Annotated in this window: 15 protein-coding genes; 9 read left to right on the forward strand and 6 right to left on the reverse strand. The window is 58.5% G+C overall.

The features are described 5' to 3' along the window. Positions 1-172: 172 nt before the first annotated feature. Entirely contained in the window at positions 173-1,066 is an 894-nt protein-coding gene (locus tag ACQZ63_RS10005) for a LysR family transcriptional regulator (protein ID WP_003510664.1), read from the reverse strand. A 537-nt stretch (positions 1,067-1,603) separates the two neighbouring features. Here ACQZ63_RS10005 and odc2 point away from each other — a divergent pair. The 6 genes from odc2 (at position 1,604) to ACQZ63_RS10035 (ending at position 7,069) form a co-directional block, all read left to right on the forward strand. Next, entirely contained in the window at positions 1,604-2,737 is a 1,134-nt protein-coding gene (odc2, locus tag ACQZ63_RS10010) for an ornithine/lysine decarboxylase (RefSeq protein ID WP_003510663.1), read from the forward strand. A 193-nt stretch (positions 2,738-2,930) separates the two neighbouring features. Further along, positions 2,931-3,500 carry a GNAT family N-acetyltransferase gene (locus ACQZ63_RS10015; protein ID WP_013761478.1) on the forward strand — a complete coding sequence of 190 codons (570 nt, stop codon included), beginning with the start codon at positions 2,931-2,933 and terminating at the stop codon, positions 3,498-3,500. 144 nt (positions 3,501-3,644) lie between these two features. Next, positions 3,645-4,046, forward strand: coding sequence for a MarR family winged helix-turn-helix transcriptional regulator (locus ACQZ63_RS10020; RefSeq protein WP_003510658.1), 402 nt, complete (start codon positions 3,645-3,647; stop codon positions 4,044-4,046). Between the two features lie 91 nt (positions 4,047-4,137). Beyond that, positions 4,138-5,433, forward strand: a complete 1,296-nt coding sequence (locus ACQZ63_RS10025; RefSeq protein WP_113555721.1) for an MFS transporter — start codon at positions 4,138-4,140, stop codon at positions 5,431-5,433. 281 nt (positions 5,434-5,714) lie between these two features. Next, complete coding sequence (locus tag ACQZ63_RS10030; protein ID WP_019564584.1) at positions 5,715-6,413, forward strand: OmpW/AlkL family protein; 699 nt, start codon at positions 5,715-5,717, stop codon at positions 6,411-6,413. A 212-nt stretch (positions 6,414-6,625) separates the two neighbouring features. Beyond that, positions 6,626-7,069, forward strand: coding sequence for a glyoxalase superfamily protein (locus ACQZ63_RS10035; RefSeq protein WP_113555722.1), 444 nt, complete (start codon positions 6,626-6,628; stop codon positions 7,067-7,069). A 48-nt stretch (positions 7,070-7,117) separates the two neighbouring features. On the opposite strand, the gene ACQZ63_RS10040 is transcribed toward ACQZ63_RS10035, so the two are convergent. From ACQZ63_RS10040 to ugpB, 4 genes are all read right to left on the reverse strand, one after another. After that, positions 7,118-8,179: a sn-glycerol-3-phosphate import ATP-binding protein UgpC gene (locus ACQZ63_RS10040; RefSeq protein ID WP_013761452.1), complete on the reverse strand. Its 1,062-nt coding sequence runs from the start codon at positions 8,177-8,179 to the stop codon at positions 7,118-7,120. After that, positions 8,179-9,027 carry a sn-glycerol-3-phosphate ABC transporter permease UgpE gene (gene ugpE / locus ACQZ63_RS10045; RefSeq protein WP_003510648.1) on the reverse strand — a complete coding sequence of 283 codons (849 nt, stop codon included), beginning with the start codon at positions 9,025-9,027 and terminating at the stop codon, positions 8,179-8,181. Before ugpE ends, ACQZ63_RS10040 begins: the two co-directional genes overlap by 1 nt. 10 nt (positions 9,028-9,037) lie before the next feature. Continuing rightward, entirely contained in the window at positions 9,038-9,919 is an 882-nt protein-coding gene (gene ugpA / locus ACQZ63_RS10050) for a sn-glycerol-3-phosphate ABC transporter permease UgpA (RefSeq protein ID WP_003510646.1), read from the reverse strand. A gap of 68 nt (positions 9,920-9,987) precedes the next feature. Continuing rightward, positions 9,988-11,298 carry a sn-glycerol-3-phosphate ABC transporter substrate-binding protein UgpB gene (gene ugpB / locus ACQZ63_RS10055; RefSeq protein WP_448799147.1) on the reverse strand — a complete coding sequence of 437 codons (1,311 nt, stop codon included), beginning with the start codon at positions 11,296-11,298 and terminating at the stop codon, positions 9,988-9,990. Positions 11,299-11,653: 355 nt separating this feature from the next. Here ugpB and ACQZ63_RS10060 point away from each other — a divergent pair, with 355 nt between their 5' ends. The 3 genes from ACQZ63_RS10060 to ACQZ63_RS10070 all read left to right on the forward strand — a co-directional run bounded on the left by ACQZ63_RS10060 (position 11,654) and on the right by ACQZ63_RS10070 (position 13,567). Then, positions 11,654-12,760 (forward strand): CobW family GTP-binding protein, encoded by a 1,107-nt coding sequence (locus ACQZ63_RS10060; protein ID WP_162763608.1) that lies wholly within the window; start codon positions 11,654-11,656, stop codon positions 12,758-12,760. Beyond that, the gene (locus tag ACQZ63_RS10065; protein ID WP_112650710.1) at positions 12,757-13,035 is read left to right on the forward strand and encodes a hypothetical protein; all 279 of its coding nucleotides are present in this window, start codon (positions 12,757-12,759) and stop codon (positions 13,033-13,035) included. Before ACQZ63_RS10060 ends, ACQZ63_RS10065 begins: the two co-directional genes overlap by 4 nt. A gap of 94 nt (positions 13,036-13,129) precedes the next feature. Further along, positions 13,130-13,567, forward strand: a complete 438-nt coding sequence (locus tag ACQZ63_RS10070; protein ID WP_003510639.1) for a YqaA family protein — start codon at positions 13,130-13,132, stop codon at positions 13,565-13,567. 83 nt (positions 13,568-13,650) lie between these two features. Here ACQZ63_RS10070 and zigA read toward each other — a convergent pair whose 3' ends face one another. Further along, a complete protein-coding gene (gene zigA / locus ACQZ63_RS10075) occupies positions 13,651-14,856 on the reverse strand; it encodes a zinc metallochaperone GTPase ZigA (RefSeq protein WP_003510636.1) in 1,206 nt (401 codons plus the stop codon). Between the last annotated feature and the right edge of the window lie 245 nt (positions 14,857-15,101).

The following is a 15,101-nucleotide window of genomic DNA, read 5'->3' on the forward strand; positions in this document are numbered from 1 at the left end:
GCAGGCGTTGCATCCGCACTCCTGCACCCCGGACCAGATTCGGGGTGCAGCGCGATCAGGTCGTTGATCGCGATAGAGTCCTTCATAGCGCGGGCGCGCCGCGGCTCGATGCCGGATTAAATACGGCATGACGAGGGGAAGGTCGGCGGAAACTATACCGCTCCCCCGCTCTTCATCCATTTTTCCTGAACCACGCCGAGAGATAATCCACGAAGCTGCGCACTTTGGCGGGAAGGTAACGGCGGTGGGGGTAGACGGCATATATGCCGCGGTCTTTGGAAATATAGTCGTCGAACAGGGTCACAAGCTCGCCGGACTGGATGAAGGGTCTTGCAATGAAGTCCGGCACCATGGCGATGCCAAGCCCTGCGCGGGCGGCCCGGAGTGTCGCCTGCGGGCTGTTCACCTCGATCGGTCCACTGATGGTAACGGAGTTCGAGCCGCCATCCGCTTCAAGATAACGCACGGTGTTGTGGAAGCGGGTGTTGGTGTCGATGATGAAGGGCACGCGGGAAAAGTCCTGCGGACCATTGAGCGGGCCGTGTCTGGCGACAAAATCCGCCGTCGCCACTGCATAGACCCGGAAATCGGAGATCTTGCGGGCGATGAGGCCTGAATCTTCCAGACGCGTTATGCGAATCGCAAGGTCGAACCCTTCCTCGATCAGATCGACGAATCGGTCATCGGCGACGATTTCCAGAGACAGTTCCGGATTTTCCTTGGCGAAATCGATGAGGCTCTGGCCAACATCGGCGTCGATGAAGGTGCGCGGAACGGATATTCTGAGCTTGCCCTTCAGATCGGCATTCTTCTCGCGCACCAGATCGGCGAGGTTGTCGATCTCCTTCAAAATGTCGGAGGCGGTGCGATAATACGTATGGCCGGCCTCCGTCAGCGAGAATTGCCGGGTGGTGCGGTTGAGAAGCAGTGCACCGAGATCATCTTCCAGTTCCCGGACATATTTGGACAAAAGCGCTTTGGAACGCCCTGTCTTGCGGGCAGCGGCGGAAAAACCCTCCGCTTCGACAACGTCGATAAAGGCGCGGATGCGGGTGAGCGTGTCCATGAAAATCCTCCGGTTCGTTCTATATAATTGAACGCTGAGCCGTGACTGTTCAACCCGCAAAATGGTTGCCGAAAAAATCCGCTATATGGTGAAAAAATCCTCTTGATTATGACGGCGAATATTCTTATCTCCCGTGCTGCCCAAAGTCGCACGTGCCCATGTGTGTCCGCCGAGTCCTCGATGTGGTGAGGAGTTCGGTAAGGTACCTGGAACTAACCCCTCCAGTCGCTATTCCGGCCAACCGGGAAATGCGAGGACATATGAAGCAACGACGGTGCGGGCCTTTCTGGTTCTCTGCCGGCTTTCCATCAGCCGGGGTACTGAAGAGGCACACCATCATTGCCTGAAGTGCGGTCGGGTCATTCCCTCCAATCGATGGCAGACAAAGCCGAATGATGCTCTGGCAGGGCGTCATTCATATTTGCGCCTTGAGCGTATGCTATCGATTCTGCGCCTCCACCGGCTGATTCGTATGCATATCTCGAGCGTCCTTTGTCCTCCGGATTTTCCGGAGCCGGTTTTATAGGGAATATATCGATGACGACTGCACGCATTCTCGATTTCATCAAGACCCGACGTCCCGAAGGCCCTTGCCTCGTCGTCGACCTCGACGTCGTGCGCGACAATTTCAACGCGTTCCGGCATTCCCTGCCGAACAGCGCGATCTACTATGCGGTCAAGGCAAACCCGGCTCCCGAAATCCTGAAGCTGCTTGCTTCGCTCGGCTCGAACTTCGATTGCGCCTCCGTGGCTGAAATCCAGATGGCGCTTGATGCAGGTGCAACGTCCGACCGGATCTCGTTCGGCAACACCATCAAGAAGGAACGCGATGTCGCCCGCGCTTACGCGCTCGGCATCGATCTCTTCGCCGTCGACAGCCATGAGGAAGTCGAGAAGGTTGCCCGTGCCGCTCCTGGCGCGCGCGTGTTCTGCCGCGTGCTGACGGACGGTGAAGGTGCCGAATGGCCGCTGTCGCGCAAGTTCGGCTGCGTACCGCAGATGGCTGTTGATGTTCTGGTCTACGCACATCAGCTGGGCCTCGAATCCTACGGCGTTTCCTTCCATGTCGGTTCGCAGATGATGAATCTCGACGCATGGGATGCAGCGCTGGGCGATGCCAAGCGCGTTTTCGCTTCGTTGTCCAAGCAGGGTATTCACCTGCAGATGGTCAATATGGGCGGTGGTTTCCCGACCAAGTACCTGCGCGACGTTCCTGCTGCCGAAGAATACGGCCAGGCTATCGACACGGCGCTGCGCAAGCACTTCGGCAACCAGATCCCGAAGACGATCATCGAGCCGGGCCGTGGCATGGTGGGTAACGCTGGCGTCATCAAGGCGGAAGTTGTTCTCGTGTCGCGCAAGTCCGACAACGACAACCATCGCTGGGTGTTCCTCGACATCGGCAAGTTCGGCGGTCTCGCCGAGACGATGGATGAGGCTATCCGCTACCCGATCCGCACCGAGCGCGATCAGGACGAGATGGAGCCTTGCGTTCTGGCCGGTCCGACCTGCGACAGCGCCGACGTGCTGTACGAAAAGAACATGTACCCGTTGCCGGTCTCTCTGACCATCGGCGACGAGGTTCTGATCGAAGGCGCAGGTGCCTATACGACGACCTATTCGGCGGTTGCCTTCAACGGTTTCGAGCCGCTGAAAGCCTACGTCATCTGATCCGAACGCCGCCCGCTGAGTAAGGCGGCGTCTCGAACAAGCTTCCGTTCCGGCTTTGCCGATTGTGCTGTTGCGCAAATCCCTGCTTGCTGCTCCTCTTCCAGCCGAGGAAAGCGTGTCGGCGGGCCGGAACGGCTCCACCATTTTTGATCAAGGGCCGCGTGTGGGCGGTTGTGTGATGGAGGGCCGAGAGATGGCCGCTCTTCTGAATTCGGTACGTGCATTTTTCACCCCGCAGACATTTCATGTCGATCAGGAAAATCCGGGCGATGTCGTTGCCCGTGAAAACCTGCTCGACCGCGCCATGGGCGCTGGCCGCCGCCGCAAGTCTTCCGAAAAGCTGCGCGCCGGCCGCGTGCCAGCGGAAGGTCTGGCGCTCGTTGCCCGTGACGAGGACGGCCATGTCATCGGCACGGTGCGCCTGTGGAATGTCGAAGCTGGCATTTCGCGCGAAGGCCGCGCTGTCGAAGCGCTGCTGCTTGGCCCGCTTGCGGTTGATGCTGCCCATGAGGGCAAGGGCATCGGTTCGGCGCTGATGCGTGCGGCAATCTCCGAGGCAACCAAACGTGGCCATGGCGGCATTCTTCTGGTCGGCGACGCCGCCTATTATGAGCGCTTCGGCTTTTTTGCCGATAAGGCCCAGCACCTGATCATGCCTGGCCCGTTCGAGCGCAGCCGTTTTCTGGCGCTTGAACTCAAAGCCGGCTGGCTGGAAGGTGCGGCTGGTATGCTGGTCGCAAGCGGCCGCAGGCTCTCTGCCTGAGACGAGCCCTGTCACTGATATGAAACCCCGGCTTATTGCCGGGGTTTTTCTTTCTACCCTGTGGCCTGGCGGACGGCCTTTGATTGCCGATAATTTCCGAACATCTCTTGCGCAGTAGAATTTGCGGGTATATACCCGAGACAAATGCCAAACGATAGTTGTCACTGCATCCTGCTGCGCAAAGCATCCCGTAAGGTCTCGTCCTATTACGATGAGGCGCTGGCGCCGCTTGGCGTCAATATCGGCCAGTTCAGCCTGTTGCGGAACATCAACCGCATGGCGCCGGTGTCGCTCACCGATCTCGCCGCGCGGGTAGAACTGGACCGCTCTACCGTTGGCCGTAATACCAAGGTGCTGGCCCGGATGGGGCTGGTGGCCATCGGCCATGGCGAGGATCAGCGCGAAGCGATGCTGACTGTGACGGAGCAAGGGCAGGAGATACTGAAAACAGGCGCGCCCCTCTGGGACGGAGTACAGGACGAAATCGAGGCCAGGCTTGGCCCGGAAAAGACCGCTCAATTGCAGGAACTACTCGCAGCCCTGTAATTTTTTTGATGATAAAACGGGTATCTGCCCGCAATACAGGGTATATACCCGTAAAATTTCGGCCGCTGGCCGCTGGAAAGGGATTTTGAACATGCTCTCCACACGCCTTGCCAGCTGGATGGCCGACAGAAACATACATTATGGCTGGCTTGTTGCCGCAACCACCTTTTTGACGATGCTGGCAACCGCCGGCGCGATGGGATCGGCCGGGGTGATGATCCAGCCGCTGCATCAGGAGTTCGGCTGGGATATTGCCGATATTTCATCTGCCATGGCGGTCAGGCTGGTGCTCTTCGGCCTGCTCGGGCCCTTTGCCGCTGCCTTCATGAACCATTTCGGTATTCGCCAGGTCGTGTCGACGGCCCTTGCGCTGATCATGGGCGGCATCGTCGCCTCGTTCTTCATGACTGAGGTGTGGCAGCTGTTGCTGTTATGGGGCGTGGTGATCGGTGTTGGCACCGGCATGACGGCACTGGTGCTGGGCGCGACCGTGGCATCGCGCTGGTTTTCAAAGCGCCGGGGACTGGTGATCGGCCTGATGACGGCCAGTAACGCCACCGGCCAGCTGGTTTTTCTGCCTTTGCTCGCGGCACTGACGGAGGCCTATGGCTGGCGCACCGCGCTGACGCTATCCGTTGCGGTGATTGCGATCGCCATGATTCTCGTGCTGCTCTTGATGCGTGACCATCCCGCCGATGTCGGCCTGCCAGCCTATGGCGAGACGGTGGTGGTAAAACCGCCGAAACAGGACCACAAGTTTCTTGCAACACTGGCATCCCCGATACTGACGTTGAAGAGCGTGTCCGGAAACCCGGTTTTCTGGGTGCTTTTCGGCACGTTCTTCGTCTGTGGACTTTCCACCAACGGCCTTATCCAGACACACTGGATTTCCATCTGCGGTGATTTCGGCATGGCGGCGGTCACGGCGGCCGGCACGCTGGCTTTGATCGGCATTTTCGATTTCTTCGGCACCATCTTCGCCGGCTGGCTTTCCGACCGTTTCGACAATCGCTTCCTGCTCTTCTGGTTTTACGGTCTGCGCGGGCTGTCCCTGATCTATCTCTCCTTCTCGGGCTTCAGCTTCGTGGAGCTGTCGGTCTTCGCCGTATTTTACGGGCTGGACTGGGTGGCAACCGTGCCGCCAACGGTGAAGCTTGCCGCTGAGAGTTTCGGCCGCGAAAAAGCGGGCCTGGTTTTCGGCTGGGTGTTTGCGGGGCATCAGTTGGGGGCCGCCACCGCTGCCTTTGGCGCAGGTTTCTTCAAGAGCGACTTCGACACATACATGCCCGCACTGCAGATTGCCGGCGTGATGTGCATGATCGCTGCTGTCTCGGTACTGCTTCTCAAAAAGCCTGGTTCCGCGACTTTGGCACCGCAGGCCGCCTGAGATTGCAAAGGAGAAGGCTTGTGAAACAGGCCAACTTCCGACTGCCGGGCCCGCTATTTTGACCGTTGTCATGGCTATCCGTTGCGTATTTGTCACACCAAGCACCGGCTAGCTGCCCTGGCTTATCGTTCGCCTTTCGGTTTGATCCATCTCAATCCGCTCACCTCTCCCTTGGCGATAGTGGCCGTAGCGGCTGCGGCAAGCGAGGATTCGCGAATGCCCGCCGCCATCAGCCGGTTTCCCGGGCTTGCCCGGCTGCGGCGCGCGATAGGAGAGATGGAATGACGAACAGGAAGAAAAAAACCGCCTTGCTTGCCAGTGTGACGGTGAGCGTCGCGGCGATGCTGATGTCGGCCAACGCGATGGCGGCAGATCTGGCCCCGCCGGCACCAGCCCCCACCGCTGAAGAGGCGATTGCGGCGGCGAGCCCATGGATGCTGCGCGTGCGTGGTCTCGGGGTCATTACCCATGACAGCGGCAGCGTTGACGGTGTGCCGGGTGCAGGTCTCTCCTATTCGGATACGGTCATTCCTGAACTCGACATCAGCTATTTCTTCACCCCGAATATCGCTGCCGAACTCATCCTCGGCACCACATACGCCAAGATCAACGGCGAGGGTGTGCTGGCCGGCACGCCGGTGGGCAAGACATGGTTGCTGCCGCCGACGCTGACCCTGCAATATCACTTTACTGATTTCGGCGCCTTCAAGCCCTATATCGGCGCGGGCGTGAACTATTCGATGTTCTACAACCAGTCCGAAAAACCCGGCTTCAGCAATCTTGATGTCAAGAACAAGTTCGGCGCGGCCGTGCAGGTGGGTTTCGACTATATGCTGGACGAACATTGGGGCGTGAACTTCGACGTGAAGAAGATTTTCCTGAAGACCGACTGGACCGCAGAACTTGGCGGCACGCCAATCAGTGGCAAAGCGAAACTCGATCCCTGGTTGATCGGTGCGGGTATCACCTATCGCTTCTGACCCCTTGGCCTCGCGCCGTCGCTGCCTTTGACGGGCGGCGCTTTCTGAGCTATATGGACGGCCACGGGCAGAAGAGCCCCGGCCGTCCGCAGGCGTTTACGCCCTTGGTGAAGCTCTTTTTGGAATAACGGTCATCCCCATGTTTTGCATGTCGTCGATGGCAACGCGGACCCCTTCGGAAAAATACGGCATGCGCATGTTGGAGAACCGTTATGAACGTGTCCAAACCGCTTCCCGCGCTTGAGGGATTGAAAGAGCAGGCAAAACGGCTGCGCGCCGCCCTTGAAGGGCAGGGGCAGGCAATCACCCATTCAAAGGCGCTTGAACTCATCGCCGCGCAATATGGCTTCCGCGACTGGAACACCCTGCATGCCACGGCGGGAAACCGTCCCGCATTCAATCCCTATCTTCTTGGTTCGCGGGTGGAAGGCCTCTATCTAGGCCAGCCCTTCGTGGCCTCCGTTCTGGGCGTGCAAACGCTAGGCGGCGACCCGGAACGCTACCGGCTGACCCTGCATCTCGACGATCCCGTGGATGTGGTGACCTTCGAAAGCTTCTCGGCTTTCAGGAAGCGTATCCACTGCAATATCGATACGTCCGGACGCACGGTGGAGAAAACCTCCAACGGTAGGCCACAGGTTGAGCTGGTCTGGTAGTCCGAGCACCCGCCGAGAGGCGGGTGTCTCCTTGTCCTTCGTAAGACCCTAAATCCGCTTCCCCGCCGCATCGAACAGATGGAAGTCCTTCGTCTGGGCGGCAATCCGCAGGTTCTCGCCGATACCAAGCTGCGAGCGGCCGGGAACGCGGAAGACGATGGTGGTGCCGTCTGTGAAGGAGCCATGCACGTAGCTTTCCGCGCCCACCAGTTCCACGGCGTCCACCCGCACGGTGCCAGTGAAAGCGGCATCGGGAGCTTCTGTTTCCGCGAGCGTGATGTCTTCCGGACGGATGCCCAGTGTTGCGGTGGTTTGCGGCAGCGCGCCTGATCCATTCACCGACCACCCGGATGCACCGTTAGCCGATGGGGTGCCGTAGGGCAGGAGGTTCATGGAGGGCGAACCGATGAAGGTGGCGACGAAGGTGGTGGCCGGTTTTTCGTAAAGCTCGATCGGAGTGCCGATCTGCTCGATGCGGCCGGCATTCAGCACCACGAGGCGGTCGGCCAGCGTCATGGCTTCCATCTGATCATGGGTTACGTAGACGCTGGTGGTGGCGAGAGAACGTTGCAGGCGGCGGATTTCGACGCGCATCTGCACGCGCAGCTTGGCATCGAGGTTGGACAGCGGCTCATCGAACAGGAATGCGGCGGGCTTGCGCACGATGGCACGGCCCATCGCCACGCGCTGGCGCTGGCCACCCGAGAGCTGGCGCGGCCTGCGCTCCAGATATTGTTCGATTTCCAGCGCCTTGGCTGCCTCGGTGATACGCCGGTCGATCTCGTCCTTCGGCGTGTTGCGGTTCTTGAGGCCATAGGCGAGGTTCTGCCGCACTGTCATATGCGGGTAAAGCGCGTAGTTCTGGAACACCATGGCAATATCTCGGTCTGACGGTTCGAGATCGTTGACGACGCGGTCGCCGATGACGATCTCACCGCCCGATATGCTTTCCAGCCCGGCGATCATGCGCAGCAATGTTGATTTTCCGCAGCCGGAGGGGCCGACCAATACGATCATCTCGCCATCGGCTATATCCATCGATACGCCCTTGATGGCGTCGACATTGCCGCCGTAAACCTTGCGGACGTCTTTCAGCGCAATTTTTGCCATTACTTCTCGGTCTCCACCAAACCTTTGACGAACCAGCGCTGCATCAGCACCACAACGATAATCGGGGGGATGATGGCGAGGATCGCCGTCACCATCACATAATTCCAGGGCGTCGAAGCGTCGGTGAAATCCACCATGCGCTTGAGGCCGATGATGATCGTGTTCATCTTGGCGTCGTTGGTCACGAGCAGCGGCCAGAGATACTGGGTCCAGCCATAGATGAACAGGATCACGAAGAGAGCGGCGATATTGGTTTTCGACAGCGGCAGCAGAATATCGCGCATGAAACGGAACGGCCCTGCATTGTCGATACGAGCCGCCTCGACCATTTCGCCGGGAATGGTCAGGAAAAACTGCCGGAACAGGAACGTCGCCGTCGCGGACGCCATCAGCGGAAGCGTCAGTCCCGCATAGGTATCGATAAGCCCGAGGTCGACGATGACCTTGTATGTGGGCAGGATGCGCACCTCGACCGGCAGCATGAGCGTGATGAAGATCATCCAGAAGAAGCCCATGCGAAATGGAAAACGGAAAAATACGATTGCGAAAGCCGACAGGAAAGAAATGACGATCTTGCCGATGGCAATGGCGAGCGCCACCACGAAGCTGTTGAACAGCAGCCGTTCAAGGCTGACGCCGACCACTCTTTCGACGCCGCCGACCATGGCATCTGTATAGTTTTCACCAAGATGGTCGCCGGGCAGCAGCGACATCGGTGGGCGAATGATGTCATTCGACGTCATGGATGACGCGATGAAGGTGTAGTAGATCGGGAAGGCCACGATGATGATGCCGAGAACCAGCATCAGATGGGCGATCACGCGGGCGACCGGGCGATTTTCAATCATCAGGAAATCCTCAGCCGTAGTGCACGCGCTTCTCGACGAAGCGGAACTGGAAGGCGGTCAACGCAATGACGATCACCATCAGGATGACGGATTGCGCGGCGGAAGAGCCGAGGTTCAGGTTAACGAAGCCATCATTGTAGACCTTGTAGACCAGTGTTTCTGTCGCCTTGGCAGGGCCGCCGCCAGTAACTGCGTGGATGATGCCGAACGTATCGAAGAAGGCATAGACGGTGTTGACGACCAGCAGGAAGAATGTTGTCGGCGCCAGCAGCGGGAAAACGATGGTCCAGAAGCGCCGCGAACCGCGTGCGCCGTCAATGGAGGCCGCCTCCAGCAATGATTTCGGAATTGCCTGCAAGCCTGCGACAAAAAACAGGAAATTGTAGCTGATCTGCTTCCATGCGGCGGCTGCGACCACGAGCAGCATGGCCTGATTGCCGTTGAGCAGCGGGTCCCACATGATGCCGTTGCGGCGCAGGATATAGGAGAAGGTTCCCATGGCCGGATTGAACATGAACAGCCAGAGCATGCCAGCGACGGCGGGTGCCACAGCATAGGGCATGATCATCATGGTGCGGTAAAAACCCTTGCCGCGCACCACGCGGTCTGCCGCCGTTGCCAGAAGCAATGCCAGCCCCATCGAGACGAGTGCGGTCAGGACGCTGAAAATGACCGTGACGTGCAGCGCGTTCAGATAGCTTTCATCCGAAAGTACGGCGGAAAAATTGGCCAGCCCGACGAAATTGCTGTTCAGCCCGAAGGCATCCTCGCGCATGGTCGACTGGTAGAGCGCCTGACTTGCGGGCCAGAAGAAAAAGATCACCGTCAGGATGATCTGTGGCGCGACCAGCAGATAGGGCAGGATCTTGTTGGGGAATACGACGCTTTGCACGGCGATCTCCTGATGAAATGGGAATACCGCCCGCACCGGGTAAGGATGCGGGCGGGGGCAGGGATCGTTTAGTTGCCGGTTGCCTGCTTGATGGCCGCATCACCGCGCGTGACAATCTTGTCGAGTGCGGATTTCGCGTCCTGCTTGCCGGCCAGCATCGCCTCGAACTCTTCGTTCATGATGTCGCGGACCTGCGGCAGGTTCACGAGGCGCACGCCCTTGGAGTTTTCTGTCGGTGGCTTGCCCATCATCTGCAGAAGCGGCGTTTCGCGGCCGGGATTCTTGTCATAGAAGCCGGATTTCTTCGTTTCCTCATAGGCCGCGATCGTTACCGGCATGTATCCGGAGACCTGATGCAGACGAGACTGGATCTTGGTCTGGGAAAGGAAATGGAAGAACTCGGCCACACCTTTATATTCGGCATCGCTCTTGCCGCCGAAGACCCAGAGGCTCGCGCCGCCGGGAATGGTGTTCTGCGGACCATGACCCTCGTAATAGGGAAGCTGGCCGATACCGTAATTCATGCCAGTCTTGATGATATCGCCAAGGCCGCCGGAGGATTCGGTAAGGATGCCGCATTCGCCGGACATGAACAGCTGCTTGGCTTCCGAAGTGCGCCCGCCGTAACGGAAGACGCCGTCTTTCGCAAGGTCGGCAATGGCCTGGAAGTGTTCGACGAAGAGCGGCGCGTTGACGGCAAGCTTCACATCGGTGCCGCCCAGCCCGTTTTCATTGCTGCCATAGGAGACGTTGTTCCATGCGGCAAAGTTTTCGGTCTGGATCCAGGTCAACCATGTTGAGGTGAAGCCGCATTGGGCAGCACCGCTTGTCTTGATCTTCTTGGCAGCTTCGAAAACCTCCGGCCAGGTCTTCGGCGGATTTGCCGGGTCAAGGCCTGCCTTCTGGAAGGTGTCCTTGTTGTAATACAGGATCGGTGAGGACGAATTATAGGGGAAGGACAGCATGGTGCCGTCAGGCTTGGAATAATAGGCGACGATGCCGGCCAGATATTCGTCCTTGTTGAAGGTGTAGCCACCTTCCTTCAGTACTTCCGCCACCGGTTTGATTGCGCCGGCAGCACCCATCATTACGCCGGAACCGGCGTCGAAGACCTGAATGATCGCCGGCGGCTGCTTGGCGCGGAAGGCCGCAATGCCTGCATTCAGGGTTTCCGGATAGGTGCCCTTGAAGACGGGCATGATCTTGTAGTTTGTCTGGCTATCGTTGAACTCTTTCGCGAGCGCGTCCACGACCTCGTTATTGGCGCCGGTCATGGCATGCCACCACTGAATTTCCGTCGCGGCGAACGCGTTCGATGTGACAAAAAACGAAAGCGCAGATGCCGCAGCAAGACGGTAGCTGAGTTTTTTCAAGGCGATTCCTCCCATTTTAAAAACAGTAAAAGATACAGCCCCTTATTGCAGCCTATCCTCCTCGATATAGCTGCGGGCGAGCTTTTCTGTATTAGCGGCCTGATTTAAAGCGAACTCTAATGAAAATGCAATAGATGGTGGAACGAAAAAAACGAAAGTGAATGAAACGGTTTTATTATTCCATTTTGGGTCCGCTTTGGTTTTTTCGTGTGCTTGTGTGCATGGCTCGGGACGGGATACCGGAAGCAGTCTGCGGAGGCCATGTTCAAGAGCAATTCCTAACAAGAGGTATTGATATGTTATTACATTACGTATTAAGTCTCTCCAAGATTTGTTGCTTAAAGGTGCGGATGTGTTCGGAATGAAGCGGAAGAAGGCGGTTGCACCAGAAGACGTCTCGTCCGTCACCCCATCCACCGGAACGGTGCCTGTCACACTGCTTACCGGCTTTCTGGGGGCGGGCAAGACCACGCTTCTGAACGAGCTTTTGAGCGAACCGGAAATGCGTGGTGCCGCCGTCATCGTCAACGAATTCGGTTCGGTGCCCATCGATCACGGCTTGGTCCGCACCGGTTCGGAGCGTTATTTCAGGACCACGACCGGCTGCATCTGCTGCACCGCCACCAGCGATATCCGCACCTCGCTTTACGAGTTGCATCTGGCCTTTCTGGAAGGGGTGGTGCCGGAAATATCTCGTGTCGTCATTGAAACCACCGGCCTTGCCGATCCTGCGCCGATCATCAACAGCCTGATTCCCGGCGGTACGCCTGCCGCCGGCCTGCGCGACCATATCGTCGCCCGCCACTTTCATCTCTCCGGTGTCGTTACTGTTTTCGACATTACCTCCGGCCAGGCGATGCTCGACAGTTTCATCGAGGGCTGGAAACAGCTTGCCTTTGCCGATCACATTGTTTTGACCAAAACCGATCTCACTGACGGGGCGGAGATGGGCTGTGAGAGCCTCTCCGATCTCAATCCTGCCGCGCGTCTGCATGACCGCAACGCGCGCGACTTCAATCTGATGTCGCTGTTTGCGCCGGCGGATTATTCGTTACGCAACAAGCCGGAAGACGTAACGGGCTGGCTTGCCGCCGACAGGCTGAGCCTGCATGCGGCGCACGGGCACGATATCAATCGTCATGGTGCGGGGGTCGAGGCGTTCGATTTGACGTTCGATGGGGCTTTCGATCCGCAGGCGATCGTTACCTTTCTCGAACTCGTCACCAGCAATGTGCATTCCGGTCTTCTGCGGCTCAAGGGAATTTTCGGTGCTACGGATGATCTGGACCGTCCAGTGGTCGCCCATGCCGTGCAGCACCGGCTTTATCCGCTGAGCCGTCTTGAAAGCTGGCCAGATGGCATCCGTGCAACCCGTGTTGTCCTCATCGGCATGGATATGCCGCAGCAGCCGATCCGCGATCTTTTCGAGGCATTGGCCTCGCAGGCAGCAAGAAAGGTTTCCCGATGACGGCAAGAGCAAATCCGCTTGCACGCAGCGGCTCTGCGATAGTCTCTAAGGCCCGTCTTCTGAAACACTGGACGCGGGAACTGCTTGCCCTCCGCGAAGACGAGATCGTTTCCGTCAACGAGATTGCCTGCGTACAGCCGGATTGCCCGCCGAAGGAAACGGTAATCCTCGTTTTGTCCGCATCCGGCAAAACCCGGCAATTCTCAATTCACCAGGCGCTGCTGGATATAGAGCGTGATGATATCGTCAGAGCCGTCGCCGCCAATCCTCCGTAAGGCCGTCTGTATCGAACGCCATGGCGCTTGACGACAGGTGTCGTCATCCGGCACTTCAGGAGCAGCGGGATTCGCTAAAGGTGAAGGGTACGGAATGGCCGATCTGGCGGTATATGCGGGTTTGTTTCTGACGGCTTTTGTCGCGGCAACCATCCTGCCCATGCAGTCGGAGGCCGCACTTGCCGGCCTGATCCTTTTGAAGTCCCAGCCGGTCTGGCTGCTGGTTACTGTTGCCAGCGCCGGCAATGTCGCCGGATCCCTCGCCAACTGGCTGCTCGGCCGTGGCATCGAACGCTTCCGGCATCGGCGGTGGTTTCCTGTGGGGGAAGCCGCGCTGCAACGTGCCCAGAACTGGTACAGGCGTTACGGCAAGTGGTCGCTGCTGCTCAGCTGGGCGCCGCTTATCGGCGATCCGCTGACGGTTGCGGCCGGCATCATGAAGGAGCCGCTGCCGGTCTTTCTTTTGCTTGTTACCATTGCCAAGGTTGGGCGTTATCTTGTGCTGACGCTGGTGACACTGAATTTTCTTTGAATTGCGTTGCCGATACCTTCTCCCCGGCGGGGAGAAGGCGAAAGAGGCATGCACTGGTCAAAAAGGTCGGAGTTGAGAACCAATCAAGCCGCCTGCCGGTCCCAGCTGGCGAAGGGGTCGGGCAGGTGTCGCCATGCGTCCGGGGTGAAGGCATCTGTGTCAATCAGGCATGCATCGAGCTGCGCGCGGATGCGCGCTTCGCTCATGGGATCGGAACCGATGAAGACGATTTCCTGCCGACGGTCGCCAAAGACCGGGTCGAGATAGGGCTTCATCATGTCGAGGAACTGCTGCTCGCGCGGCCATTGCTCGCTCGGCACGGCGGACCACCAAAGGCCCATCTTGCCGGTGCGCACCAGTGCGCCGGCCTGGCTTATCTCGCCGACATAAGCTGGCCGCGTGGCCAGCCAGAAGAAGCCTTTGGCGCGCACCACACCGGGCCAGGCGCGGTCGATAAAACGTTGGAACAGCACGGGATCGAAAGGCTTCCTGGCGCGGTAAACGAAGGAGCGGATGCCATATTCCTCGGTTTCGGGAATGTGGTCCTTGAAACCGTGCAACTCCTTGAACCACAGCGGGTGTTCTTCGGCCTTGGCGAAATCGAAGCGGCCGGTGCCCAGCACCTCCTTCAGTTCCACCTTGCCGAAATCGGCCTCAATGAGTTTCGCATCCGGGTTCAGCCCGACGATGATCTTGCGGGCGGCGTCCCGCTCATCCGGCGTGGCAGTGCCGATCTTGTTGAGGACGACGACATCGGCAAATTCGATCTGCTCGACCAGGAGGTCTACGATGGTTCGGTTGTCGCCTTCGCCTGCCGTCTCACCACGGTCGGCAAGAAAGTCAGAGGAACCGTAGTCGTTGAGAAGATTGGCGGCATCCACCACCGTTACCATCGTGTCCAGATGCGCGACATCGGAAAGGCTGCGACCGTTTTCATCGCGAAAATCGAAAGTGGCGGCCACTGGCAGCGGCTCGGCGATGCCGGTGGATTCGATCAGCAGATAATCGAACCGGCCCTGCTCGGCGAGCGCGCGTACCTCATTCAGAAGGTCGTCGCGCAGCGTGCAACAGATGCAGCCATTGGTCATTTCCACAAGCTGTTCCTCGGTGCGCGAGAGATTGGCGCCGCCATCTCGCACAAGCGCCGCATCGATATTGATCTCGCTCATGTCGTTGACGATCAACGCGACCCGCAGACCGTCGCGGTTGGCGAGAATATGGTTGAGAAGCGTTGTCTTTCCGGCACCAAGAAAGCCGGAGAGGACAGTGACGGGAAGTTTTTTCGACATGCGGGCCTCGTTTTATTAGCGGTGGTAGCGTGGGAGTCATCGTCGTCACGACTTGCGGTAGAGAACGACGGGGCTGGTGGTCACATCGCTTGTTGCGTGTAACGTAATAACATTACATAAGCGCAACGTGTCAACTGGCTTTAGGAAGATTGCTTGCCGGATGCTTCCTTCGGCTTGTCCTTGGAATCCAGAACCTGGCACGACCATACCCCCGAGGTGATCCTGGAGGTTTCGTCCAATGTGAG

The organism is Agrobacterium sp. CG160-95, assembly GCF_053521725.1.